This is a genomic window from Corynebacterium sp. AOP40-9SA-29 (assembly GCF_052377405.1).
Lineage (GTDB): Bacteria > Actinomycetota > Actinomycetes > Mycobacteriales > Mycobacteriaceae > Corynebacterium.
Genome location: NZ_JBQSWR010000003.1, coordinates 340,248 through 361,214 on the forward strand (window position 1 = coordinate 340,248; position 20,967 = coordinate 361,214).

The 20,967-nt window shown below is 68.0% G+C and carries 18 protein-coding genes; 14 read left to right on the plus strand and 4 right to left on the minus strand.

The window, feature by feature from the left end; all coding sequences use genetic code 11:
* The first annotated feature begins 9 nt into the window (after positions 1-9).
* Together ACT3SZ_RS08160 and ACT3SZ_RS08165 are read left to right on the plus strand one after the other, a co-directional pair.
* Positions 10-864: a 3-hydroxybutyryl-CoA dehydrogenase gene (locus ACT3SZ_RS08160; protein ID WP_444618039.1), complete on the plus strand. Its 855-nt coding sequence runs from the start codon at positions 10-12 to the stop codon at positions 862-864.
* A gap of 89 nt (positions 865-953) precedes the next feature.
* Entirely contained in the window at positions 954-1,163 is a 210-nt protein-coding gene (locus ACT3SZ_RS08165; protein ID WP_444618040.1) for a CsbD family protein, read from the plus strand.
* Positions 1,164-1,303: 140 nt separating this feature from the next.
* Here ACT3SZ_RS08165 and ACT3SZ_RS08170 read toward each other — a convergent pair whose 3' ends face one another.
* The 4 genes from ACT3SZ_RS08170 to ACT3SZ_RS08185 are packed head-to-tail and all read right to left on the minus strand — an operon-like array spanning position 1,304 to position 6,689.
* Positions 1,304-3,196 (minus strand): ABC transporter ATP-binding protein, encoded by a 1,893-nt coding sequence (locus ACT3SZ_RS08170; RefSeq protein WP_444618041.1) that lies wholly within the window; start codon positions 3,194-3,196, stop codon positions 1,304-1,306.
* A 17-nt stretch (positions 3,197-3,213) separates the two neighbouring features.
* The gene (locus tag ACT3SZ_RS08175) at positions 3,214-4,428 is read right to left on the minus strand and encodes a MalY/PatB family protein (protein ID WP_444618042.1); all 1,215 of its coding nucleotides are present in this window, start codon (positions 4,426-4,428) and stop codon (positions 3,214-3,216) included.
* 49 nt (positions 4,429-4,477) lie between these two features.
* Entirely contained in the window at positions 4,478-5,953 is a 1,476-nt protein-coding gene (locus ACT3SZ_RS08180; protein ID WP_444618043.1) for a carboxylesterase family protein, read from the minus strand.
* Between the two features lie 4 nt (positions 5,954-5,957).
* Positions 5,958-6,689 carry a TetR/AcrR family transcriptional regulator gene (locus ACT3SZ_RS08185; RefSeq protein WP_444618044.1) on the minus strand — a complete coding sequence of 244 codons (732 nt, stop codon included), beginning with the start codon at positions 6,687-6,689 and terminating at the stop codon, positions 5,958-5,960.
* 81 nt (positions 6,690-6,770) lie between these two features.
* On the opposite strand from ACT3SZ_RS08185, the gene ACT3SZ_RS08190 reads away from it, so the two are divergent.
* From ACT3SZ_RS08190 to era, 12 genes are all read left to right on the plus strand, one after another.
* A complete protein-coding gene (locus ACT3SZ_RS08190) occupies positions 6,771-8,885 on the plus strand; it encodes a M3 family metallopeptidase (RefSeq protein ID WP_444618045.1) in 2,115 nt (704 codons plus the stop codon).
* A gap of 35 nt (positions 8,886-8,920) precedes the next feature.
* The gene (locus ACT3SZ_RS08195) at positions 8,921-9,136 is read left to right on the plus strand and encodes a hypothetical protein (RefSeq protein WP_444618046.1); all 216 of its coding nucleotides are present in this window, start codon (positions 8,921-8,923) and stop codon (positions 9,134-9,136) included.
* A 230-nt stretch (positions 9,137-9,366) separates the two neighbouring features.
* A complete protein-coding gene (locus tag ACT3SZ_RS08200) occupies positions 9,367-11,193 on the plus strand; it encodes an AMP-dependent synthetase/ligase (RefSeq protein ID WP_444618047.1) in 1,827 nt (608 codons plus the stop codon).
* Between the two features lie 172 nt (positions 11,194-11,365).
* Positions 11,366-12,028, plus strand: a complete 663-nt coding sequence (locus ACT3SZ_RS08205) for a hypothetical protein (protein ID WP_444618048.1) — start codon at positions 11,366-11,368, stop codon at positions 12,026-12,028.
* Positions 12,029-12,091: 63 nt separating this feature from the next.
* The gene (hemW, locus tag ACT3SZ_RS08210; protein ID WP_444618049.1) at positions 12,092-13,381 is read left to right on the plus strand and encodes a radical SAM family heme chaperone HemW; all 1,290 of its coding nucleotides are present in this window, start codon (positions 12,092-12,094) and stop codon (positions 13,379-13,381) included.
* A gap of 85 nt (positions 13,382-13,466) precedes the next feature.
* On the plus strand, positions 13,467-14,486 hold the full coding sequence (hrcA, locus tag ACT3SZ_RS08215; RefSeq protein WP_444618050.1) for a heat-inducible transcriptional repressor HrcA: 1,020 nt from the start codon (positions 13,467-13,469) through the stop codon (positions 14,484-14,486).
* Positions 14,487-14,612: 126 nt separating this feature from the next.
* Positions 14,613-15,758, plus strand: coding sequence for a molecular chaperone DnaJ (gene dnaJ, locus ACT3SZ_RS08220; protein ID WP_444618051.1), 1,146 nt, complete (start codon positions 14,613-14,615; stop codon positions 15,756-15,758).
* A 12-nt stretch (positions 15,759-15,770) separates the two neighbouring features.
* The gene (locus tag ACT3SZ_RS08225) at positions 15,771-16,592 is read left to right on the plus strand and encodes a 16S rRNA (uracil(1498)-N(3))-methyltransferase (RefSeq protein WP_444618052.1); all 822 of its coding nucleotides are present in this window, start codon (positions 15,771-15,773) and stop codon (positions 16,590-16,592) included.
* A 52-nt stretch (positions 16,593-16,644) separates the two neighbouring features.
* Complete coding sequence (locus ACT3SZ_RS08230; RefSeq protein ID WP_444618053.1) at positions 16,645-17,769, plus strand: PhoH family protein; 1,125 nt, start codon at positions 16,645-16,647, stop codon at positions 17,767-17,769.
* Positions 17,766-18,410: an rRNA maturation RNase YbeY gene (gene ybeY / locus ACT3SZ_RS08235; protein ID WP_444618054.1), complete on the plus strand. Its 645-nt coding sequence runs from the start codon at positions 17,766-17,768 to the stop codon at positions 18,408-18,410. Before ACT3SZ_RS08230 ends, ybeY begins: the two co-directional genes overlap by 4 nt.
* Complete coding sequence (locus ACT3SZ_RS08240; RefSeq protein ID WP_444618055.1) at positions 18,403-19,827, plus strand: hemolysin family protein; 1,425 nt, start codon at positions 18,403-18,405, stop codon at positions 19,825-19,827. The genes ybeY and ACT3SZ_RS08240 overlap by 8 nt, the downstream gene beginning before the upstream one ends.
* Positions 19,828-19,892: 65 nt before the next feature.
* The gene (gene era, locus ACT3SZ_RS08245) at positions 19,893-20,816 is read left to right on the plus strand and encodes a GTPase Era (protein ID WP_444618074.1); all 924 of its coding nucleotides are present in this window, start codon (positions 19,893-19,895) and stop codon (positions 20,814-20,816) included.
* Positions 20,817-20,967 lie beyond the last annotated feature (151 nt).

The following is a 20,967-nucleotide window of genomic DNA, read 5'->3' on the forward strand; positions in this document are numbered from 1 at the left end:
GAGAACACCATGGTTCAGCGTGTAGGCGTCATCGGGGCAGGTCAGATGGGCGGCGGCATCGCCGAGGTCGCGGCCAAGGCCGGCAGCGACGTCCTGGTCTGGGAGGGCAAGCAGGAGGCCCTCGACTTCGGTAAGTCCAAGATCGAGAAGTCCCTGGCCAAGGCCGTGGACCGCGGCAAGCTCAGCGAGCAGGATCGCGACGCCGCGCTGGCACGCCTGACCTTCACCACCAAGTTGGAGGACTTCGCCGACCGTGAACTGGTCATGGAGGCGATCATCGAGAACGAGGCGATCAAGAAGGATGTCTTCGCCAAGCTCGACGCCATCGTCGAGGACAAGAGTGCCCCGCTGTGCTCCAACACCTCGTCGCTGCCGATCCAGGCCATCGCCTCGGCCACCGAGAACCCCGGCCGTGTCATCGGCCTGCACTTCTTCAACCCCGTCCCGGTGCTCCCGCTCGTCGAGGTCATCCCGGCCCTGACGACCGACGAGTCCACCGTGGAGACCGCACGCACCTACGCCACCGAGGTGCTGGGCAAGTCCGCGATCCAGGCGCAGGACCGCTCCGGCTTCATCGTGAACTTCCTGCTGGTGCCCTACCTGCTTTCCGCCGTGCGCATGGTGGAGCAGGGCGTGGCCACCAAGGAGGACATCGACACCGGCATGAAGCTCGGTGCGAACCACCCGATGGGCCCGCTGACCCTGGCCGACATGGTTGGCCTGGACACCTGTGCGTTCATCGCCGATGTGATGCTCGAGGAGTTCGGCGACCCGGCCTACGCTTGCCCGCCGCTGCTGCGCCGGATGGTGCAGGCAGGACACGTCGGACGGAAGTCTGGCAAGGGTTTCTACGACTACGCATAAATACCCCCTGGGGTCCCTGCATGGCGCGACGGATTTCACTATGCTCGGCCCAGCAAGCCTTTTTACGTCAACAGCGAAGGAGAGCTTTTATGTCAGGGATCGACGACTTCAAGAACAAGGCCGAGGACGCCGCAGGCCAGGCCAAGGAAGCTGCCGGCGACGCCGCCGGTAACGACGACCTCAAGAACGAGGGCAAGGCCGACCAGGTCAAGTCCGATGCGAAGCAGAAGTTCGAGGACGTCAAGGAAAAGGCTTCCGACAAGGCCAATGAGGTCATCGGGAAGTTCAAGGACAACTAGTCCTTAATTCTCCCGGCGTCATGCTGTAGACGCGGACCCCTCCACCTCCCAATAGCGGGATGGTGGAGGGGTCCGCTCATGTGCACCGGCCGAAACAGGGGCCAAGATCGATCTTGGCCCCTCGGCGCGTGAGGAGAGGGTCAGGAGTCTGCCGACTCCTCCGAGTCGACTTCCGAACCACCGTCGCCGTGGAAGCCGAAGCGGCGCAGCCGGGCGCGGTCGGCGTCCGAGGAACTCGCGGTGAGGCGCAGCAGCTCGGCGTAGATGCCGCCGCTGGTGGCCAGCTCGGCCGGCGAACCGGTCTCGTCGACCCGTCCGGCGTCGAGGGTGACGATGGTGTCTACCGTCGCGATGGTGGAGAGTCGGTGGGCGATGACCAGCGTGGTGCGTCCGACCATCAGCTCCTCCAGGCCGGCCTGCACGGCGCGCTCGGCGCGGGTGTCCAGGGCGGAGGTGGCCTCGTCGAGGATGAGGATCGGTGCGTCCTTCAGCATCGCGCGGGCCACGGCGATGCGCTGCTTCTGCCCGCCGGACAGCCGCAGGCCGCGCTCACCGATGAGGGTGTCGTAGCCGGCGGGGAAGTTGCGGATGAAGGCGTCGGCGTTGGCACGCTCGGCGACCTCCCGAATTTCCTCGTCGGTGGCGTGGGGACGCCCGTAGGCGATGTTCTCCCGGATGGTGCCGGAGAACAGTGCGGCGTCCTGGAAGACCACGCCGACCATGCCGCGCAGCTGGGCGGCGGAGAGTTCGCGGATGTCGTGGCCGCAGACCCGCAGCGTGCCGTCGGTCGGACGGTACAGCCCCAGCAGTAGGTTGACCAGGGTGGACTTGCCGCCGCCGGACTCGCCGACCAGGGCGACCTTCTCATTGTGCCCGGCGGCGAAGCTGACCTGGTGGATGACCTGCTCGTCGGCGTCGTAGCCGAAGCTCACGTCGTCGAACTCGAAGACGGGCGTGCCACCGGGACGGTCGCAGCCGGCTACGGGCTCCGGCGGGGAGGGCACGGCGTCCTCCACGTCCTGCGCGTCGACCACCGAGGGGCCGTACTCGCGGGAGGCCGCGAGCAGCACCGGGGAGGTGGTCGGCTCCTCGAGCTCGTCCATGGCCTCGAAGTATTCTCGCGAGCCGGCGGCGGCGCGCTGGGCGGAGTCGACCATCCAGCTCATCATCGTGGCGGGCTGCTTGGCCATCGCGACGAGCTGCACCAGCAGCACCAGTTCGCCGATGGTGAAGGAGCCGTTGAGGGTGCGCAGGAACAGCACGAGGTAGATGGCGAAGAAGACCAGGTTCATGCCGGCCATGCGGAAGATGTCCATCATGTGCCACCAGCGCGACTGGCGTTTGGTCACGTCCACGGTCTCGGCGAAGTGGCTCTGGAACAGGCGCAGTTCGCGCAGCTCGGAGACGAAGGACTTCACCACCTTCACCTGGCCGACGACCTCGGCGAAGCGTCCCTGCGCGGTGTCGATGTGCTCGTTCTTGGTCTTCTCCCACTTCATCCAGCGCTTGCTGGTCAGCGCGGTGAGCCACAGGTACATCGGGAAGATGATGATCAGCAGCAGCGCCAGCGGCCAGTAGTACCAGGCGGAGATCGCCAGCACCACGATCACGGTGAGCACCATGGAGAAGAAGTTATTGGCGAAGGACTGCAGGAACTGGGTCAGCCCCATGATCGAGCGGTCCAGCCGGGAGATGATGGTGCCGGTGATCTGCCGGTCGAAGTAGCTCTGCGGCAGGGCCAGCAGTTTGGCGAAGTAGCGGTTCGACAGGATCTGGCGCATGCGCATGGCCATGACGTCGCCGAACCAGCCGCCCACGTTGTGGATCACGGTGTGGGCGAGTTCGGCGGCGAGCAGGCCCAGGGCCACGCCGATCACGGTGCGGGTGGCTGCCTCGATCGAGATCGACCCGCCGACTGAGCCCACGATGGTGTCGGTGGCGTGGCTGATCAGGAACGGTGAGGCCAGGGAGAGCAACACGGTGGCCGTCGCGGCGATGATGACCATCGTGTAGTACGGCCACAGCTCCTTCATGGAGCTGACGATTCGGGTCAGGCTTCGCACGAGGCTCCGCTCCGCAGGTCGGCGGCGGCGATGCGGTCCAGGGCCTCATCGAGGATCTCGCGGGAGGTGCCGAAGTTCAGCCGGACGTGGCCGGCACCGGTCGGCCCGAAGTCGGTGCCCTCGTTGAGGCCCACGCGTGCCAGGGTGCGCAGTCGGGCGGCGGGTGCGGTGACGGTGCCGTCGGCGCCGCGCAGCCGGTCGACGTCCGAGACGTCCAGCCACGCCAGGAAGGTGGCCTCCTCCTGCGGCAGGCGCACGCCGGGCAGGACCTCGGGCAGGCGCTCGGCAAGGTGACGCCAGTTCGCCGCGAGGTAGTCGACCTCCTCCTCGAGCCAGCCCAATCCCTCGGTGTAGGCGGCGGTGGCGGCGGCCAGGCCGATGGTGGAGGCTTCGCCGGTGACGAGGTTGGACAGCCGGGCGATGTCGCGGGTGTCGTCGCTGTTGGTGGTGATCAGTTGGGCGCACTTGAGCCCGGCGGTGTTCCAGCCCTTGGAGGTGGCGGTCACGGTGACGGTGATCTGCGCGGCGGTGTCGGACACGGTCGCGGTGGGCACGTGGTTGCCGGAGTAGACCAGCGGGGCGTGGATCTCGTCGGAGATCACGCGCACGTGGTGTTTGGCGGCCAGGTCGGTGACGGCGCGCAGTTCCTCGGCGCTAAAGGCGCGGCCCAGCGGGTTGAAGGGGTTGCACAGGATCATGCTGCCCACGCCGTGGGGGTTGTCGGTGGAGGTGAAGGCGCGCTCCAGGGCCTCGAGGTCGAACACGGCCTCACCGTTGTCGCCGGTGCCCATGGGCACGTAGGTGGCGGGGCGGCGGGTGGCGCCCGGCACCTTCTGGAACGGCGGGTAGGCCGGCAGCGGCACCACGATCGAGGAGCCGGGTGCGGTGAGGTTGTCGACGGCCACGACGATGCCCTTGACCACGTCGGGAACCACAGTGACATTGGCCGGGTCGATCGTCCAGCCGTGGCGGGCCTGGGAGAAGGACGCCAGAGCCTCGGCGAGGTGGTGTGAGCCGGCGCCGAGTTCGGGGTAGCCGAAGTACTCGCGGTCCACGGCGTCGCGCACGGCGGTGGCGACGGCGGGGCAGGTGTCGAAGTCGGTCTCGGCGACCCACAGGGGCAGGACGTCGGGCTCGTAGGCCGTCCACTTCATGGTGCGGCGGGCGCGGAGCGTATCGAGGGTGGGGAAGGTGAGAGCCATGCCGACAACTCTAACCGTCACCCCCAGACGCGGGAGGACGCAGGCCGCGTCAGTACAGCGGGCCGAGCAGGGTGCGTACCGCGCGCCACGGGTCACGCGTGGTAGTTGAAGGCGTAGGACGCTCCGGGGCGTCCTGCCCGTCGCGGCTGGTGCTGAAGACGCGCGCGGTGCGCGCCGGCGCACCGAAGGGTTCCCAGTCGGGGTTTCGGCCGTGGACGAAGTCGACGACGGTGGTGCGGAACGGTGAGCCGGTTCCGCTGGGAGCGCCGAGAGTATCGAAGAGCAGCGGGAGCTCGTCGCAGTGCTCTGCCGGGACACCGGGTGCCCCGCGGAACTCATAGGCCCACACCTGCCCAGCAGTTTTTCCCGTTCCCGCCAGCGCTTCGGCGATAGCGGAGGCCCACCGGCGGATCGTGCGATCGCCGACGGTACGGCCCAGCGGATGCACCGGGGCGGTGGTTCCGACCACACGGCACCAGGCGCGCAGATGACGCAGCGGCACGCCGAGACCCAGCATCGACGGCGCGAGAAGCCACGCGTCGACCGTCCCCGGCAACCGGAACACGCGGCCCAGCACGCGGCGCAGGGCACTGTCGGTCTGGCGCACGACGGGGAAGTTCACGAACTCATCGTGCATCGTGCCGACGAGCACGGGCACCGGGCGCAGCGCGTCCGGATCGAGGGGGTATACGCCTACCGCACAGTCGGCGACGTGGGTACGGGCGAACCGCCGGTAGGACGCAGTCAGCTGCGCGGGGGTCAATGACGCCAGCACATTGAAGGACGCCTCGCGCGGGACACGGCGTCCGGCGCGCAAGGCGAGTCGGGTGCTCAGCCGGCGCTGCGTCCAGCCCCGCCGCGGGGCGCCCGGCGACATCAGTACCGCCCGGTGAAAGAGGCCGGCGGTGCGGGGGTCGGTGAGTAGCCAGGCGACGAGGGCACCGCCGGCGGATTGCCCGGCGAGGGTGATCCGGTCGGGGTCGGCGGCGAGGCTGCCAACATCACCAATACAGTCCCGGATCCAGCGCAGACCGAGCACCAGGTCCTCGACACCTCGGAAGGTGACAGCGGCTCCGTCGGTGTCGTCGACATCGGGCAGGGGCAGGAAGCCCTCGAAGCGGGTGCGGTAGTTCAGTACGACCACGATGCAGCCCTCGCGGGCCAGGGCGCAGCCGTCGTACCAGGGGTCGTCGGCGTGGCCGGTCTCGAACCGTCCGCCGTGGACCCAGGCGATCACCGGCAGGGCCTCATCGTCGGCATCCGGGCAGTACACCGTGGCCGTGTGTGCGCCGCGCAGTGCTCGACGGTGGGCGGTGTCGGAGCAGTCCAGCGTGCCTTCCCAGGCAGGGGCCGGTTGCGGCGCGGCGAACAGGGCATCGCCGCTATCGAAGGGTGCGGCGACGGGGACCGCGCGGAATACGGCGACGCGGCCGTCTCCGCCGGCCGGGTCCTCACGCCAAGATCCGCGCACAGTGCCTGCCGGAGTGAGCAGTAACGGATCGCCGGTGGCGGGGTCGGTCCTCATCGGATCAGTGGTGGCTGCTGGCTTCCTGCATGATGATCGAGATGACCCCCATGGCGTGCAGGTCCAGCTGACGGCGCAGGTTCGACGCCGAGTTCATCTCATGGTCCACGAACAACCCCTCCACCCCGGAGACCATGTACGTCACGATGGCGACACGCCGGTGCTCCGGAACGTAGCCGAAGTGGGCGGCAGCGATGTCGGACAGTCGGGAGATGACGTCGGCGCGCATCTGCAGGTACATGCGGCGCGGGCTCGGATCGTCGCTACGCTTCTGCAACGCCAGGGGCAGGCAGAGTCGGATGAACTCCGGGTGGTTCTCCAGGGCGTCGAGCAGTTGCTCGGCGATCTGGGGGAGGTGCGTCAGGATGTCCTCCTCGACGGGAATGTCCCAGGCCTGGTTCCAGGCGTCGAAGCTCTTCGAGATGACCTGGGACATCAGGTCGTCCTTATCCTGGAAGTGCCAGTACAGGGAGCTGGCGGGCAGCCCGCACTCGCGGCAAATCTCGGCGATGCTGGTGCCGTCGTACCCGCGCTCGGCGGCGATGTGGGTGGCGGCGGCGAGGATGCGCTGGCGCGATCGCTCCCCGTCGGCACGGCGGTTGCGTGCCCGGCGGCGCGGTTTCGCCTTCTCTGACGTGCTGTCGGACGTGCTGTCTGACGAGGTCGCGGCCGAGGTGGCGGTCGCCTTCTCGTCGGTGGGAGTGGTGGTGGTGCTGTATTCTACCGGGGCTGACATGATTGATATACTACGGAAAATAAATTTTCGGGGTGTATCCGCCCCCTCGGAGCCGTCGGGCGGCACGTTATGCTGGCGCGCATGACCGGCGACACCATTTCACGAAACCCCTTGCTCGACCCCTCGGAACTCGACCATGAGCTGCCCGACTTTCAGGCGATCGCGCTCAGCGACCTCGTTCCGACTTTCCGCACCGGTGTGCTCGACCACCGGGCGGAGATCGCCGCGATCGTGGCGAACCCGCAGGATCCCACGTGGGAGAACACCATGGAGCCCCTGGAAGCCAGCGGCCAGTTGCTCGACCGGGTGCTCGCCATCGTCTTCAACTACGCCGGCACCGACGCCACCGACGAGGTCGTCGCCGTCGAGGAGACCGTCGCCCCCGAGCTCGCCGAGCACCTCAGCGCGGTGAACATGGACGCCGGCCTCTTTGCCCGCGTGAATGCCCTTTCCGCCCAGTCACAGCTGCCCGAGGGCAGTGAGGACGAGGCGCTGCTCAAGCACTGGTTGCGGCGTTTCCGCCGCGGCGGCGCCGCACTCGACGAGGCAGGACGCACCGAGCTCGCGACCATCGACGCGCGCCTGGCGGAACTCTCGACGCGGTTCGGACGCAACCTCGTCGCCGCGTCCGACGCCGGTGCCGTCCTATTTACCGACGAGGACGACCTGGCGGGGTTGAGCCCGGCGCATAAGCGTCGGCTCGCCGCCGACGCCGCCGAGACCGGGCAGGACGGTTGGCTGGTGCGCCTGGGACTGCCCAGCGTGCAGCCGATCATCGAGGAACTCGATAACCCGGCCGCGCGCGCACGCGTGACCGAGGCGTCCCGTGCCCGTGGGCGCGGTACCAATGACGAGGTGGTGCTGGAGATCGTCCGGCTGCGGGCGCGCCGGGCGGAACTGCTCGGGTACCCCAATCATGCGGAGTTCGTCGCCGAGGAGGAGACCGCCGGCTCGCTCGCCGCGGTCGATGATCTGCTGGGCACGCTCACTCCGGCCGCGGTGGCTAACGCCGACGGCGAGTACAAGCTGGCACTCGACAAGTCCGGTGCGGGCGATCCGCTTACCGAGTCGGACTGGCCCTACTGGGCGGCAAAGCTGCGCGCCGAAGAGCTTGATGTCGACGAGGCGGAGATGAAGAAGTACTTCCCGCTGGAGCGCGTACTGCGGGACGGGGCGTTCTTCGCCGCCGAGCGTCTTTACGGCATCACCGTGACTCCCCGTGAGGATCTCGTGGGCTACCACCCGGACGTGCGGGTCTGGGAAGTAAAGGAAGCGGATGCTGCCGGCGGTCAGCCCATTGGCCTGATCCTCACTGACATGTACGCCCGTCCCACCAAGCGTGGCGGGGCGTGGATGAGCAGCTTCGTGGACCAGAACAACTTGCTCGGCCAGACGCCGGTGGTGGTTAACGTGCTCAACATCGCCAAGCCAGCAGACGGTGAGGGCGAGGCACTGCTGAGTATCGACGAGGTCCTGACCGTCTTCCACGAGTTCGGCCACGCCCTGCACGGGCTGCTGTCTGATGTGCGCTACCCGAGCCTGTCGGGAACCAATGTCCCGCGGGACTTCGTGGAGTTCCCCAGCCAGATCAACGAGAACTGGGCGCTGGAGCCGGCGGTGCTGGCCAACTACGCCCGCCACGTGGACACCGGCGAGGCGCTGCCGCAGGAGATGGTGGACGCGGTGCGTCGTCAGGCGGAGTGGGGTCAGGGGTTCGCCACCTCCGAGTACCTCGCGGCCTGCTGGTTGGACCTGGCGTGGCACCGGCTCACCCCGGCGCAGGCCGCGGCGGTCACGGATGTGGCGTCCTTCGAGCAGGACGCCCTGGAGGCCGCCGGTTTCGGCGCGGTGGGCGGTGGCGCGGACGCCCCGGCGTTGGCGCCGCGGTACGCCTCGACCTACTTCAACCACATTTTCGCCGGTGGCTACTCGGCGGACTACTGGAGCTACCTGTGGGCCGAGGTGCTCGACGCCGATGGTTTCGAGGGCTTCGTCGACACCGACGCCGCCGGACGCGACGAAGTAGACCCGGACGACGTGCGCTTCGCTGGTGACCGTTTCCGCCGCATGGTCCTGTCGCGCGGAGCGACGATCGACTACGACGATGCCTTCTGGATGTTCCGCGGTAAACAGCGCAGTGTGGAGCCGCTGTTGCGTCGGCGGGGGCTCGCAGGGGCAACTGATTCGGCGGGGTAACCTCCCGCGCGGGCCGGAAGGTAGGATCGGTCTCCGTGACTGACGGCATAGAACAATGGATCCTTGACCTTCCGCTGTGGCTCCAGACTCCGTTGGTGCTTGTCGTCCTGGTACTGGTGGCCGCCGCCGTCGCCATTGTGCTGATGAAGGTGGCCTTCGGCCTTCTTCCCTTAAGCGCCGAGGAGCGGCAGGCTTTCGGCCCGGAGGACGGACCGTCAGGCGAGACCCGAGAGGAAAGGCAGAAACGGTGAAGCACCATTCCAGAGTGAGGCAGGCCCTCATCCTGCTGATCGTCCTGCTCGTGGTCGTCTGGTTGATCACCTACTTCCTCTGACGTCGCGCCTGCACGCCACCCGCACCCCACGGAATTCGCGATTTTCCTTATATCGATACAGGCGTCGGCTAGCGTTGTGCCTTGGAACACGCAGGGTTCCCGGGTGTGAGATGACTGACCACCTGACATCACTGTGATTGGAGAGACATGCAGGAGTACTCCTCGGAGGCGCTGTACACCGTCGGCGAGAACGAGACTTGTCTGACCGCGGTCAGGGACAACGCCCTGAAGCGGCCGCAGACGATCCTGTACAGCCGCCCGCGAAAGTTCGAGTGGCTTGACGTGCGTGCCGACGAGTTCCTTCGCGAGGTTTACGACGTCGCCAAGGGCCTCATCGCCAACGGCATCGACCAGGGCGACCGCGTGGCGCTGATGTCGGACACCCGCTACGAGTGGAGCCTGCTGGACTTCGCCATCATGGCTGCCGGCGCGGTCTCCGTGCCGATCTACCCCTCCTCGTCCACCTCGCAGTGTGAGTGGATCGTTCAAGACTCCGGCGCGCGCCTCGGCATCGCCGAGAAGTCCGGACATGCCGTGCGCCTGCGCACCTTCGTCAAGGAGGGCGAGCCGGTGGAGGGCACCGCCCACCTGCGCCGCGTCGTATCCTTCAGCGAGGGTGCCGTGGCCACCCTCGTCGAAGAAGGTAAGGACATCACCGACGCGCAGGTCGAGGAGCGCATCGCCGCGACGAAGTCCTCCGATCTGGCGTCCTTGGTCTACACCTCGGGAACCACCGGGCGGCCCAAGGGCTGCCGGTTGCTGCACTCCAACTGGCTGGGCGAGGCACGTGCCATCCTCACCCACCCGGTCGGCGGCATCGCGGTGGAGGGCAACCGCACCCTGACCTTCCTCCCGCTGGCGCACGTGCTCTCCCGTGCGGTCTCCCTGGCCACCACGATCGGCGGGGCGACGCAGTCGCACTGGGCGGACATGTCCACCCTGGTGCCGGAGTTCCAGCGCTCCCAGCCGCACCTCATCCTCGGCGTCCCGCGCGTTTTCGAGAAGGTGCACGCCGGGGTGAAGACCAAGGCCACCGAGGGTGGTGGACTCGGCGCGAAGATCTTCCCGCGCGCGGAGAAGACCGCCGTGGAGTACTCCAAGGCCCTCGACACCGCCGAGGGGCCCTCGCTGGCGCTGAAGGCGAAGCGCACACTCTACGACAAGCTGGTCTACGGCAAGGTCAAGGCGGCGATGGGCGGCGAGCTGCAGTACGCCATCTCCGGCGGCTCGGCGCTCAACCCGGAACTGATGCACTTCTTCCGTGGCATCGGCGTGCGCATCTACGAGGGTTACGGCATGACCGAGACCACCGCGGCCATCGCGGTGAACTTCGAGCCGGACAACATCATCGGCACCGTGGGCAAGCCGGTCGGTGGAAACACCATCCGTATCGCCGACGACGGTGAGATCCTGATGAAGGGCACCGTGGTCTTCGACGGCTACTGGAACAACGAGGAGGCCACCAAGGAGAGCTTCAACGACGACGGTTTCGTGATCTCCGGCGACCTCGGCGAGTTGCTGCCCACCGGCCACCTGAAGATCACCGGGCGCAAGAAGGAGATCATCGTCACCGCCGGTGGCAAGAACGTCTCCCCGGGGCCGCTGGAGGACATCCTGCGCTCCGCCCCGCTGATCTCCCAGGCAATGGTCGTCGGCGACAACGAGAAGTTCGTCGGCTCCCTGATTACCCTCGATGAAGAGGCCCTGGTCGGCTGGCGTAAGCGCAACGGGCTCAACGCCGATACCCCGGTCAAGGAGTTGGCGAAGAACCCGGTGCTGCGCGCCGAGATCCAGGACGCCATCAATGAGGCGAACGACACCGTGTCGCACTCCGAGGGCATCAAGAAGTTCCGCATCTGCCAGCGCGATTTCACCGAGGATGACGGCGAAGTCACCCCGTCGATGAAGGTCAAGCGGCACACCGTCGCCGAGCACTTCGCCGACGACATCGCTTGGATCTACACCTCCCGCTAGATCCTCGCTAGATTCTGGTAATCCCCGACACCACCCCGGCCCAGCCTCCATGGGCCGGGGTTCGTCGTGTCCTAGACTGTCCTTCAGTCGCGGCCCCTCGAGATCTCCACCGAGATCTACTGTGGTCCGCCGAGATTTACTGACTTTCTGACGCTGCCGAGAGGAGCCATCCGTGCACGACGCCGCCCGACTGCGACTGCGCGAGCTCACCCAGAGCGTCTACGACATCGGCGACGAAGTCGCTGAACTCATCGAGAATCTTGCCGAGTCCATGGCGGACTGGGACGAGGAGCTCGTGGAGGACTGCCTCCTGGAACTCGCGGAGTCCGTTTCTTTGGGACGCGCCGAGGTCCGCGCCGCACTGGCGGAGCTCAACGGTCTTCGTCAGGCGTTCGTCTCCGGCATCCGCTCAGGCTCCCTGTCCGCCACGGTGGTGGACAACCACCCGGGACGCACCCTGTCTTTCCTGCGTGATCACGCGGTCACTCCCGTAGAGCCGCAGCCGGCCCCGATCGTGAGTACGGCGACGCTGCGGGTGAACCTGCGCCGGCGCAATACGGAGCTCACCGACATGCTTGCCGACCTGGCGGAGTGGACGGTGGAGCAGACCCGTTTGGCGGTTGAGGAGCAGAGCGTCCTGCTGCCGCAGGCGTTGGCGCGGGCGGAGAAGCATGCGCGCGACGTGGCGTCGCGCTGGTGTGGCGAAGTTGTCGGCGACCACCCGGCACTGGTCGGCGAACTACGCGGGGAGGCCCCGCCGCGCTTCCTCGCCGAGCGCGCCCGGGTGGAGCAGGTGCTGTCGAAGATCCGCTCGCGCCGCGTCGCCGCCGGCTGAGACACCGGCCCGGTACCCGGCTGAGACTGCCCCGCTGCGGCCCCGTGGCGTCCGACCGATAGCATGGGCCCAATGACTCGCATCCCCGAGGACCGTCACGGCCTGTACATCCACGTGCCGTTCTGCAGCACCCGATGCGGCTACTGCGACTTCAACACCTACACCCCAGGGGAGACCGGTTCCTCGTCGATGTCGACGTACCTCTCCGCGCTGGAGGCCGAGCTCGACCTCGCCGCGCGTGACTGGGATCGTTCCGGCCCGCCGTCCACCGTCTTCCTCGGCGGCGGCACGCCGTCGCTGCTGGGGGCGGACGGCTTGGCGCGCGTACTCGGTGCCGTCAAGCGCACGCTCGGGCTGGCACCGGGGGCGGAGGTGACCACGGAGTCGAACCCGGAGTCGACCTCCCCGGAGTTCTTCGACACGCTACTGGAGGCCGGCTACACGAGGGTGTCGCTGGGCATGCAGTCCGCGGCGGGCCACGTCCTGAAGGTCCTGGACCGCACGCACACCCCGGGGCGTGCCACGGAGGCCGCGCGCGAGGCGATGGCAGCCGGCTTCGAGCACGTGAACCTGGACCTGATCTACGGCACCCCCACCGAGACCGACGACGACCTGCGGCTCACCCTCGACCAGGTGCTGTCCACCGGCGTCGACCACGTCTCCGCCTACTCCCTGATCGTGGAGGACGGCACGGCGATGGCGCGCAAGGTGCGCAAGGGCCTGCTGCCGCAGCCCGACGAGGACGTCTACGCCGACCGCTACGAGATGATTGACTCGGCGCTGCGCGAAGCAGGCATGGGCTGGTACGAGGTATCGAACTGGTCGCGGCCGGGCGGGGAGTGCCGTCACAACATGGTCTACTGGCGTTCGGGGCAGTGGTGGGGTGCCGGCCCCGGCGCCCACGGGTGCGTGCGGCTGGTGGACGATCCGGTCACCGGACGCGGCGTGGAACCGGTCGCGGCTGATGCGTCCGATACGTCCGAGTCGTCCGATGCGTCCGACACCGAGTTCAGCGGCATCACCCGGCTGGTCAACGCCAAACTGCCGCGGCGCTACGCCGAGGCGCTCGGCGAAGGCGCCGACGCTACCGACGGAGCGTCCGACCGGCGTAGCCCGGTGACCACCGTGGAGCCGCTGAGCCGCGGCGACCTGCACACCGAGCGGGTCATGCTGGGCCTGCGGCTGCGCGAGGGGCTGGCGGACGAGGTGCTGGCGTCCGCGGCGTCCGCCGTTGCGCACCACGTGAAGCTCGGCCTGCTGGAGCACGTGGACGGACGCACTCGTCTGACCGACCGCGGCCGGCTGCTGGCCGACGGGATCATCACGGACATCCTGCTCGCCGAAGAGGGATGAACTGAGCAGGGGTGACACGTGCCGGGCGGCGCGTGTCATACTGGCGGGAGACAGAAAGGGTGAGCACACGATGGCGGCTAAGGCGATGACGGGGACCGAACAACGGCGGGCCGAGGTGTTGCGCGCCATCGTCGCGGACTTCATCTCCACCCACGAACCCGTCGGCTCCAAGGCGTTGGTGGAGCGTCACCGGCTGGGGGTGTCGTCGGCGACGATTCGCAATGACATGGCGGTGCTGGAGTCCGAGGGCTACATCATCCAGCAGCACACCAGCTCTGGGCGCATTCCCACGGAGAAGGCCTACCGCAGCTTCGTGGACGGTATCGCGCAGATCAAGCCGCTGAGCCGTCCGGAACGCCGCGCGATCCTGGGCTTCCTCGAGGACGGCGTGGACATGGAGGACGTGCTGCGCCGTAGCGTGCAGTTGCTCGCCCAGCTCACGCGCCAGGTCGCGGTGGTGCAGATCCCGGATCTGCGTCGCGGGCGGGTGAAGCACTGCGAGATTGTGCAGCTCGGCGATACTCGTCTGCTGCTGGTCCTGATCACCGACGCCGGGCAGGTCGAACAGCGCAATGTGGACCTCGCGGACCCGCTGTCGGCGGAGGACCTGCCGAAACTGCGCGAGCTGATCAACGAGACCCTCGTCGGCCACACCCTGGACGATGCGTCGGCGGCCATCGCCGAGATGGCCGCCGGCGACGACGAACGCGTCTCGCCGGGCCTGCGCGCCCCGGCGTTGAACTGCGCGACGGTGCTCGTGGAGACGATGCTGGAGCGTCCTACCGATCGGTTGATCCTGGCGGGCACGCCGAACCTGGTGCGCGCCGGCGATTTGGAGAGCGTGCTGGAAGCACTGGAGGAACAGGTCGTGGTGCTGCGACTGCTCTCCACGGCGCGTGACCACGGGGTCAGCGTGACCATCGGTGAGGAGAACGGTACCGCCGAGCTGCAGTCCGCGGCGGTGGTGTCCACCGGTTATGGTGCCCGCGACGAGGTCATGGGCGGTATGGGGGTGCTTGGGCCCACGTACCTGGACTACCCCGGCACGATCAGTTCGGTGCAGGCGGTGGGCCACTACGTCTCCCGCATTCTCGCCGGCGAGTAGGACGTACTACACTTGTCGGGGTGATTTTCGGGGCCTTTTTCAGGCCCCGGTTTCCGGCCCCTGGGGAGAGCCCCGGGGCCGGATCAAGGACAGTCCCCAACTAACGGTGAGAAGGAAACAGCCACCTTGGCACGTGACTACTACGGAATTCTCGGTGTCAGCAGTGACGCATCGGACGCCGAGATCAAGAAGGCCTACCGCAAGCTGGCCCGCAAGTACCACCCGGACGTGAACCCGTCCGAGGAGGCCGCGGAGCAGTTCCGTGAGGCCTCCCTGGCGCAGGAGGTGCTGACCGACCCGCAGAAGCGGCAGATCGTGGACGCTGGCGGCGACCCTGAGGAGCAGGGCCCCGGCGGCGGTGGCGGTGCCGGCGGATTCGGCGGTGGCGGCTTCGGCGACATCTTCGACGCCTTCTTCGGCGGCGGTGCCGGTGGTGCCGGCGGACCGCGCGTCTCGCGTGTGCGCCCCGGCAACGACGCTCTGCTGCGCCTGCAGCTCACCCTGGAAGAATGCTTCTCCGGTGTGACCAAGGACGTCACCGTGGATACTGCCGTGCTCTGCGAGGAGTGCGACGGCTCCGGTTCGGAGTCGAAGGCAGCCCCGGTGACCTGCCCGACCTGTCACGGTCAGGGCCAGGTCATGGAGATCCAGCAGTCGATCCTGGGCCGGGTCCAGGTCGCCCGCGCCTGCCCGCGGTGCCAGGGTGTCGGCGAGATCATCGAGGATCCCTGCCAGGAGTGCGCCGGCGACGGCCGCGTGCGCGCCCGCCGCGACATCGAGGTCAAGATCCCGGCCGGTATCCGCGACGGCATGCGCATCCGCATGTCCGGCGAGGGTGAGGTCGGCCCCGGCGGCGGCCCGGCCGGCGACCTCTACGTGGAGGTCCAGGTCAAGGAGCACAACCATTTCCTGCGCGATGCCGACGACCTGCACGTCACCGTGAATGTTCCGATGGCGGATGCCGCGCTGGGTACCTCGGTCGAGGTACCGCTGCTGGATGACTCGATGGCCACTGTCACCGTGGAACCCGGTACGCAGCCGGAGGCCGTGGTGCGGGTCAAGGGCAAGGGTATGCCGCATCTGCGCCGCGAGGGCCACGGCAGCCTTGTGGCTCACGTGGACGTCACCGTGCCCACGGACCTGGACAAGAAGCAGCGCGAGCTGCTCGAGCAGTTCCGTGGGGAGACCCGCGACGTCGCCGGTCTGCAGTCCTCCGGCGACGAGCACTCCGGGGGCCTGTTCTCCCGGCTGCGCCAGAAGTTCGGCCGGTAGCGGAGGACTGACGTGACCGACCCCGTCTTCGTCGTCCCCGACCTCATCGCGCAACTCGCCGCGGTGGGGGAGACCGGCGAGTTCACCCTACCCGCCGCCGAGGCGAAGCACGCCTCGGTCAAGCGCATCCGCCAGGGTGAGGCGGTGGTGCTCACCGACGGTTCCGGGACCGGCGTCGCCGGGACGTGGAGCAGCACTGGTAGTACCGTCACTGGTCAGCGTCGTGTCGACGAGGACGCCCCGCGTCCGCGGGTGACGGTGGTGCAGGCCATCCCGAAGTCCGAGCGCGCCGAGCTGGCCGTCGATCTGGCGGTGCAGGCCGGTGCCGACCGGATCATCCCGTGGCAGGCCGACCGCTGCGTGTCTCGTTGGACGGGGAAAACCGACAAGGCAGACAAATCCGCAAAGGCACGCTCGCGCTGGGAGGCCACCGCGGTCTCGGCGATGAAGCAGTCTCGCCGCCTGTCCGGTGCCCACGTCGGCGACCTGCTCACCGATATCGCCGATCTGCCCGCACACCTGGCCGTCCGGCCGTGGGGCCAGGACGAGGACCAGCACGAGGAACAGGACACGCAGGATGCTACGGCGCGTGTGCGCGTCCTCGTCCTGCACGAGGACGCGGCGACGCCGCTGCGCGATGTCGACCTCGACGTCGACGAGGTCGTCCTGGTCGTCGGGCCCGAGGGCGGTGTCAGCGACCGCGAGATCGCGGCGGTCACCGGCGCGCAGGACGGTCAGGCGATCGTCCTGGGCCCGGAGGTGCTGCGTACGGCGACGGCCGCGGCCGTCGCGCTCGGTGCCATCGGGGTGCTCACCACACGGTGGGGGCGCTAAACTTCACGTGACGACACCAAGTCACACATCCACAGGAGAACCCGGAAGAGTTTTGAAGCAACCACCAAGGCGTATCGCCTCCACCTCCGTCGAACTCGACCCCGAGACCGCGCAGACGGTGTCGGGCATGGCCGACGAGAACTTCCGCATCATCGAGGACCACATCGACGCCGACCTGCTGAGCAGGGGCAACCACGTGACCGTGCGGGGCGAGGCCTCGCAGGTGGCGCGGGCCCGTCGCGTCCTGCGCGAGCTGGAGGCCATGGCCGTGCGCGGCTCCGAGGTGAGCCCGGACCTGACCCGCCGGACCATCGAACTGGTCGACGAGACCGACCGCCGCGCCGACGAGGCAGCGCGCGAGGCGCTGCCCGGCGGTGCGTCCGATGCTGTTTCCGGCATCTCCGGTAGCATGGCCGCGGTCACCGGTGAGGTCATCGTGGAGCACCGCGGCAAGTCGATCCGTCCCAAGACGGTCGGTCAGCGCAGCTATGTCGACGCCATCGATGCGTCCACCGTGGTCGTCGGCAGCGGGCCGGCGGGTACGGGCAAGACCTACCTCGCCGTGGCCAAGGCCGTGCAGGCGCTGCAGAAGCGTGAGGTCAGCAGGATCATCCTGACCCGTCCGGCGGTGGAGGCCGGCGAGAAGCTGGGCTTCCTGCCCGGCACCCTCGGCGACAAGATCGACCCCTACCTGCGCCCCCTCTACGATGCGCTGCGCGACATGCTCGACCCGGAGTCGATCCCGCGGCTCATCGAGTCCGGCGTGATCGAGGTCGCCCCGCTGGCCTATATGCGTGGGCGCACGCTCAACGGTGCCTTCGTGATCCTCGACGAGGCGCAGAACACCACCCCGGCGCAGATGAAGATGTTCCTGACCCGCCTGGGCTTCGGCACGAAGATCGTGGTCACCGGCGACCTCACGCAGGTCGACCTGCCGAACCACCAGTCCAGCGGGCTGAGCGTGGCACACCGGATCCTGTCCGGGGTGGACGGTGTGACCGTCACCGACTTCGACTCCACCGACGTGGTGCGCCACCACCTGGTCGGACGCATCATCCAGGCCTACGACCGCTACGAGACGGAGCAGGCCGAGGAGGCGGAACTGGCGCGCCAGGACCGGCTCGACAGGCAGGAACGCCAGGAACGTAAGAACCGTAACGAGAGGGGTGCCCGGTGAGCATCGAGGTCTTCAACGAGTCCGGCTTCGGCGAGGTCAACGAGGAGGAGCTGATCGACGTCGCCCGCTTCGCCCTGTGGAGCCTGGACGTGCACTCCTCGGCGGAGCTGTCCATCCACGTTGTGGACCTGGACACCATCGCCGACCTGCACGTGCGCTGGCTGGACCTGCCCGGCCCGACGGACGTGATGAGCTTCCCGATGGACGAGCTCACCCCGGGGTGGGGACGCAAGGACGGCCCGCCCCCGGGACCGGGCGTGCTCGGCGACATCATGCTGTGCCCGGAGTTCGCCCGCGGCCAGGCAGAACGTGCCGGCCACGGCCTGGCCCACGAGCTGGACCTGCTGACCGTGCACGGTGTGCTGCACCTGCTCGGCTTCGACCACGTGGTGCCGGAGGAGGAGCAGCGCATGTTCGCGCTGCAGAACGAGATCCTGGTGAACTGGTACGACTCGCAGAAGGAGCGCGGGGTGTCCTTCGGGCCGAAGCCCACCGGTGCCGCGGCATTCCCCAGTGCCTCGGATGCCGGGACGGACCGGTGGGTGAACCCGGTGCCGCCGCCGTTCAGTGAGCCGGCTGAGTCGGCTGAGTCGGCTGAAGCGTCCGGTGCGTCGGCGGGGGAGCCGGAACCGGATGCCTGATCCTGCGGTCATCCTCGCGGCGGTGGTGGCGTTACTCGTCATCCTGCCGTTGGCGGGGGTGCTGTCCGCGACCGAGACAGCGATGAGTTCGCTGTCGGTGGCCCGCGTGGAATCCATGGTCAAGGACGAGCGGCCGGGGGCGTCCCGGCTGCTGCAGGTCGTGCAGCAACGACCGGACTTCATCAACCTTCTCGTCCTGCTGCGCACCGTGTGCGAGGCCTCCGCCGCGGTGCTGGTTACCATGGTCGCCCTCGAGGTGCTCGGGGATCGACGCTGGGCCATCGTCGCCGCGATCGTGCTGGTCACCCTGCTGATCTACGTGATCGTGGGGGTGGTCTCGCGCACGGTAGGACGCCGCAATCCCTACAGCGTGTCGCTGCGCGCCGCGCCCGTGCTGGTGGTTTTTCGCAAGGTCCTGGGCCCGCTGGCGCGGGTCCTTGTGTGGTTGGGTGGCCTGGTCACTCCCGGGCGCGGTCTGCGCACCGGACCGTTCGCCACGGAGATCGAACTGCGCGAGATGGTCGACATCGCCCAGGAACGTGGTGTGGTGGAGATCGACGAACGCCGCATGATCCAGTCGGTCTTCGACCTGGCCGACACCACCGCCCGCGAGATCATGGTGCCGCGTCCGGAGATCCTGTGGATCGAGGACGACAAGACCGCCGCGCAGGCCGTGCGGCTGTGCGTGCGCTCGGGTCTGTCCCGGGTGCCCGTGGTCGGGGAGAGCGTCGACGACGTGGTCGGCGTGGTGTACCTCAAAGACCTCGTCGCCGAGACCTACGACGCCACGCGCGCGGACCGCTCCATGCCCGTGAGCACGGTGATGCGTCCGCCGGTCTTCGTCCCGGACTCCCGCAGCCTCGACGACCTGCTGGAGGACATGCAGCGCGACCAGGTGCACATCGCCGTGCTTGTCGACGAGTACGGCGGTACCGCGGGCCTGGTGAGCATCGAGGACATCCTCGAGGAGATCGTCGGTGAGATCAGCGACGAGTACGACGATGGCGACGACGTGGCCGTCGAGGCTCTCGATCCGGGAGTGTTCCGGGTCGAGGCGTGGATGAGCCTGGGCGACCTTGAGGAACTCTACGAGGACGTGGACCTGGAGTTCCCCGAGGAGATCCTCGACGAGGTCGATACCGTCGCCGGGCTGGCGGCTTATGAACTGGGCAAGGTGCCGCTGCCCGGTGCGGAGTTCGACGTCGCCGGACTGCACATGGTGTGCGAAGGTGGCAGGGACCGGCGTGGCCGGGTGAAGGTGCGCACCGTGGTGGTGTCCGGGCCGACGAAACCCGAGGATCCCGCCGACCCCTCCGATGCTGCTGGTGGCGACGGCACAGGGGATACTGAGATGACGTACAGCGACAAAGACAGCGATAATGACAGCGTGACCGACAGAGAGCAGGACCGACCATGAGCGAGACCCCCGACTTCCCCGATTTCCCGGATTTCCCCGACGAGGCGGACGTCCCGTCCGACGCCATGGTGGCGCCGGTGGACTTCAGTGCGCCGGAGGGCTTCCGCAGCGGGTTCGTCAGCTTCGTCGGCCGCCCGAACACCGGCAAGTCCACGCTGACGAACGCGCTGGTCGGGGAGAAGATCGCGATCACCGCCGACCAGCCCGAGACCACGCGCCACCCGATCCGCGGCATCGTGCACCGGGAGGACTCGCAGATCATCGTGGTCGACACCCCGGGTCTGCACCGCCCGCGCACCCTGCTCGGCGAGCGGCTCAACGAGATCGTCAAGGAAACCTACGCCGACGTCGACGTGATCGGTTTGTGCATCCCGGCCGACGAGAAGATCGGGCCCGGCGACCGCTGGATCCTCGATGCGGTGCGCAAGGCAGCCCCGCGCACCCCGGTCGTCGGTATCGTCACCAAGCTGGACAAGGCGTCGAAGGACGAGGTCGGTGCACAGCTGATGGCGCTGCACGACCTGCTGGACGCTGGTGAGGTCGTGCCGGTGTCCGCCGCCGACGGCGTGCAGCTCGACGTCCTGCTGGACGTCTTCACCGGCCTGCTGCCGGAGGGACCGAAGTTCTACCCGGACGACCACGTCACCGACGACGATCGGGACACCCGGATGTCGGAACTGATCCGTGAGGCCGCGCTGTCGGGCCTGCACGATGAGCTGCCGCACTCGGTGGCGGTCCAGATCGACGAGGTGCTGCCGTCCGAGGAGCGCGAGAACGTCCTCGAGGTCCACGCGGTGATCTTCCTGGAGCGCGAGGGCCAGAAGCGCATCCTGCGTGGCAAGGACAACCGCCGGTGGGGCCGGATCATCCACAACGCCCGCCAGAGCCTGATCGACCTGCTCGGCCAGAACGTGTACCTGGATCTGAGGATGAAGGTCGCCAAGAACTGGCAGTCCGACCCCAAGCAGCTCGGGCGCCTGGGCTTCTAGGGGCCACCGCTCTTCTCTAGGGGTACCAAGTTGGACCTGGCGGCGCTGAGTTGACCTAACTCAACGCCGCCAGGTCCAACTTGGTACCCCAGCGCCCACCGACACAGGGGCCAAGATAGAGCGTGGGGGGTTTGTACACACCCCGTGAAAA

Coding starts and splice junctions, on each gene's coding strand:
- ACT3SZ_RS08240 (WP_444618055.1), top strand. CDS start 18,403: ATGCCTGATCCTGCGGTCATCCTCGCGGCGGTGGTGGCGTTACTCGTC.
- ACT3SZ_RS08180 (WP_444618043.1), bottom strand. CDS start 5,953: ATGAGGACCGACCCCGCCACCGGCGATCCGTTACTGCTCACTCCGGCA.
- ACT3SZ_RS08160 (WP_444618039.1), top strand. CDS start 10: ATGGTTCAGCGTGTAGGCGTCATCGGGGCAGGTCAGATGGGCGGCGGC.
- hemW (WP_444618049.1), top strand. CDS start 12,092: ATGGGCCCAATGACTCGCATCCCCGAGGACCGTCACGGCCTGTACATC.
- ACT3SZ_RS08190 (WP_444618045.1), top strand. CDS start 6,771: ATGACCGGCGACACCATTTCACGAAACCCCTTGCTCGACCCCTCGGAA.
- ACT3SZ_RS08185 (WP_444618044.1), bottom strand. CDS start 6,689: ATGTCAGCCCCGGTAGAATACAGCACCACCACCACTCCCACCGACGAG.
- era (WP_444618074.1), top strand. CDS start 19,893: ATGGTGGCGCCGGTGGACTTCAGTGCGCCGGAGGGCTTCCGCAGCGGG.
- ACT3SZ_RS08170 (WP_444618041.1), bottom strand. CDS start 3,196: ATGAAGGAGCTGTGGCCGTACTACACGATGGTCATCATCGCCGCGACG.
- ACT3SZ_RS08175 (WP_444618042.1), bottom strand. CDS start 4,428: ATGGCTCTCACCTTCCCCACCCTCGATACGCTCCGCGCCCGCCGCACC.
- hrcA (WP_444618050.1), top strand. CDS start 13,467: ATGACGGGGACCGAACAACGGCGGGCCGAGGTGTTGCGCGCCATCGTC.
- ACT3SZ_RS08165 (WP_444618040.1), top strand. CDS start 954: ATGTCAGGGATCGACGACTTCAAGAACAAGGCCGAGGACGCCGCAGGC.
- ACT3SZ_RS08200 (WP_444618047.1), top strand. CDS start 9,367: ATGCAGGAGTACTCCTCGGAGGCGCTGTACACCGTCGGCGAGAACGAG.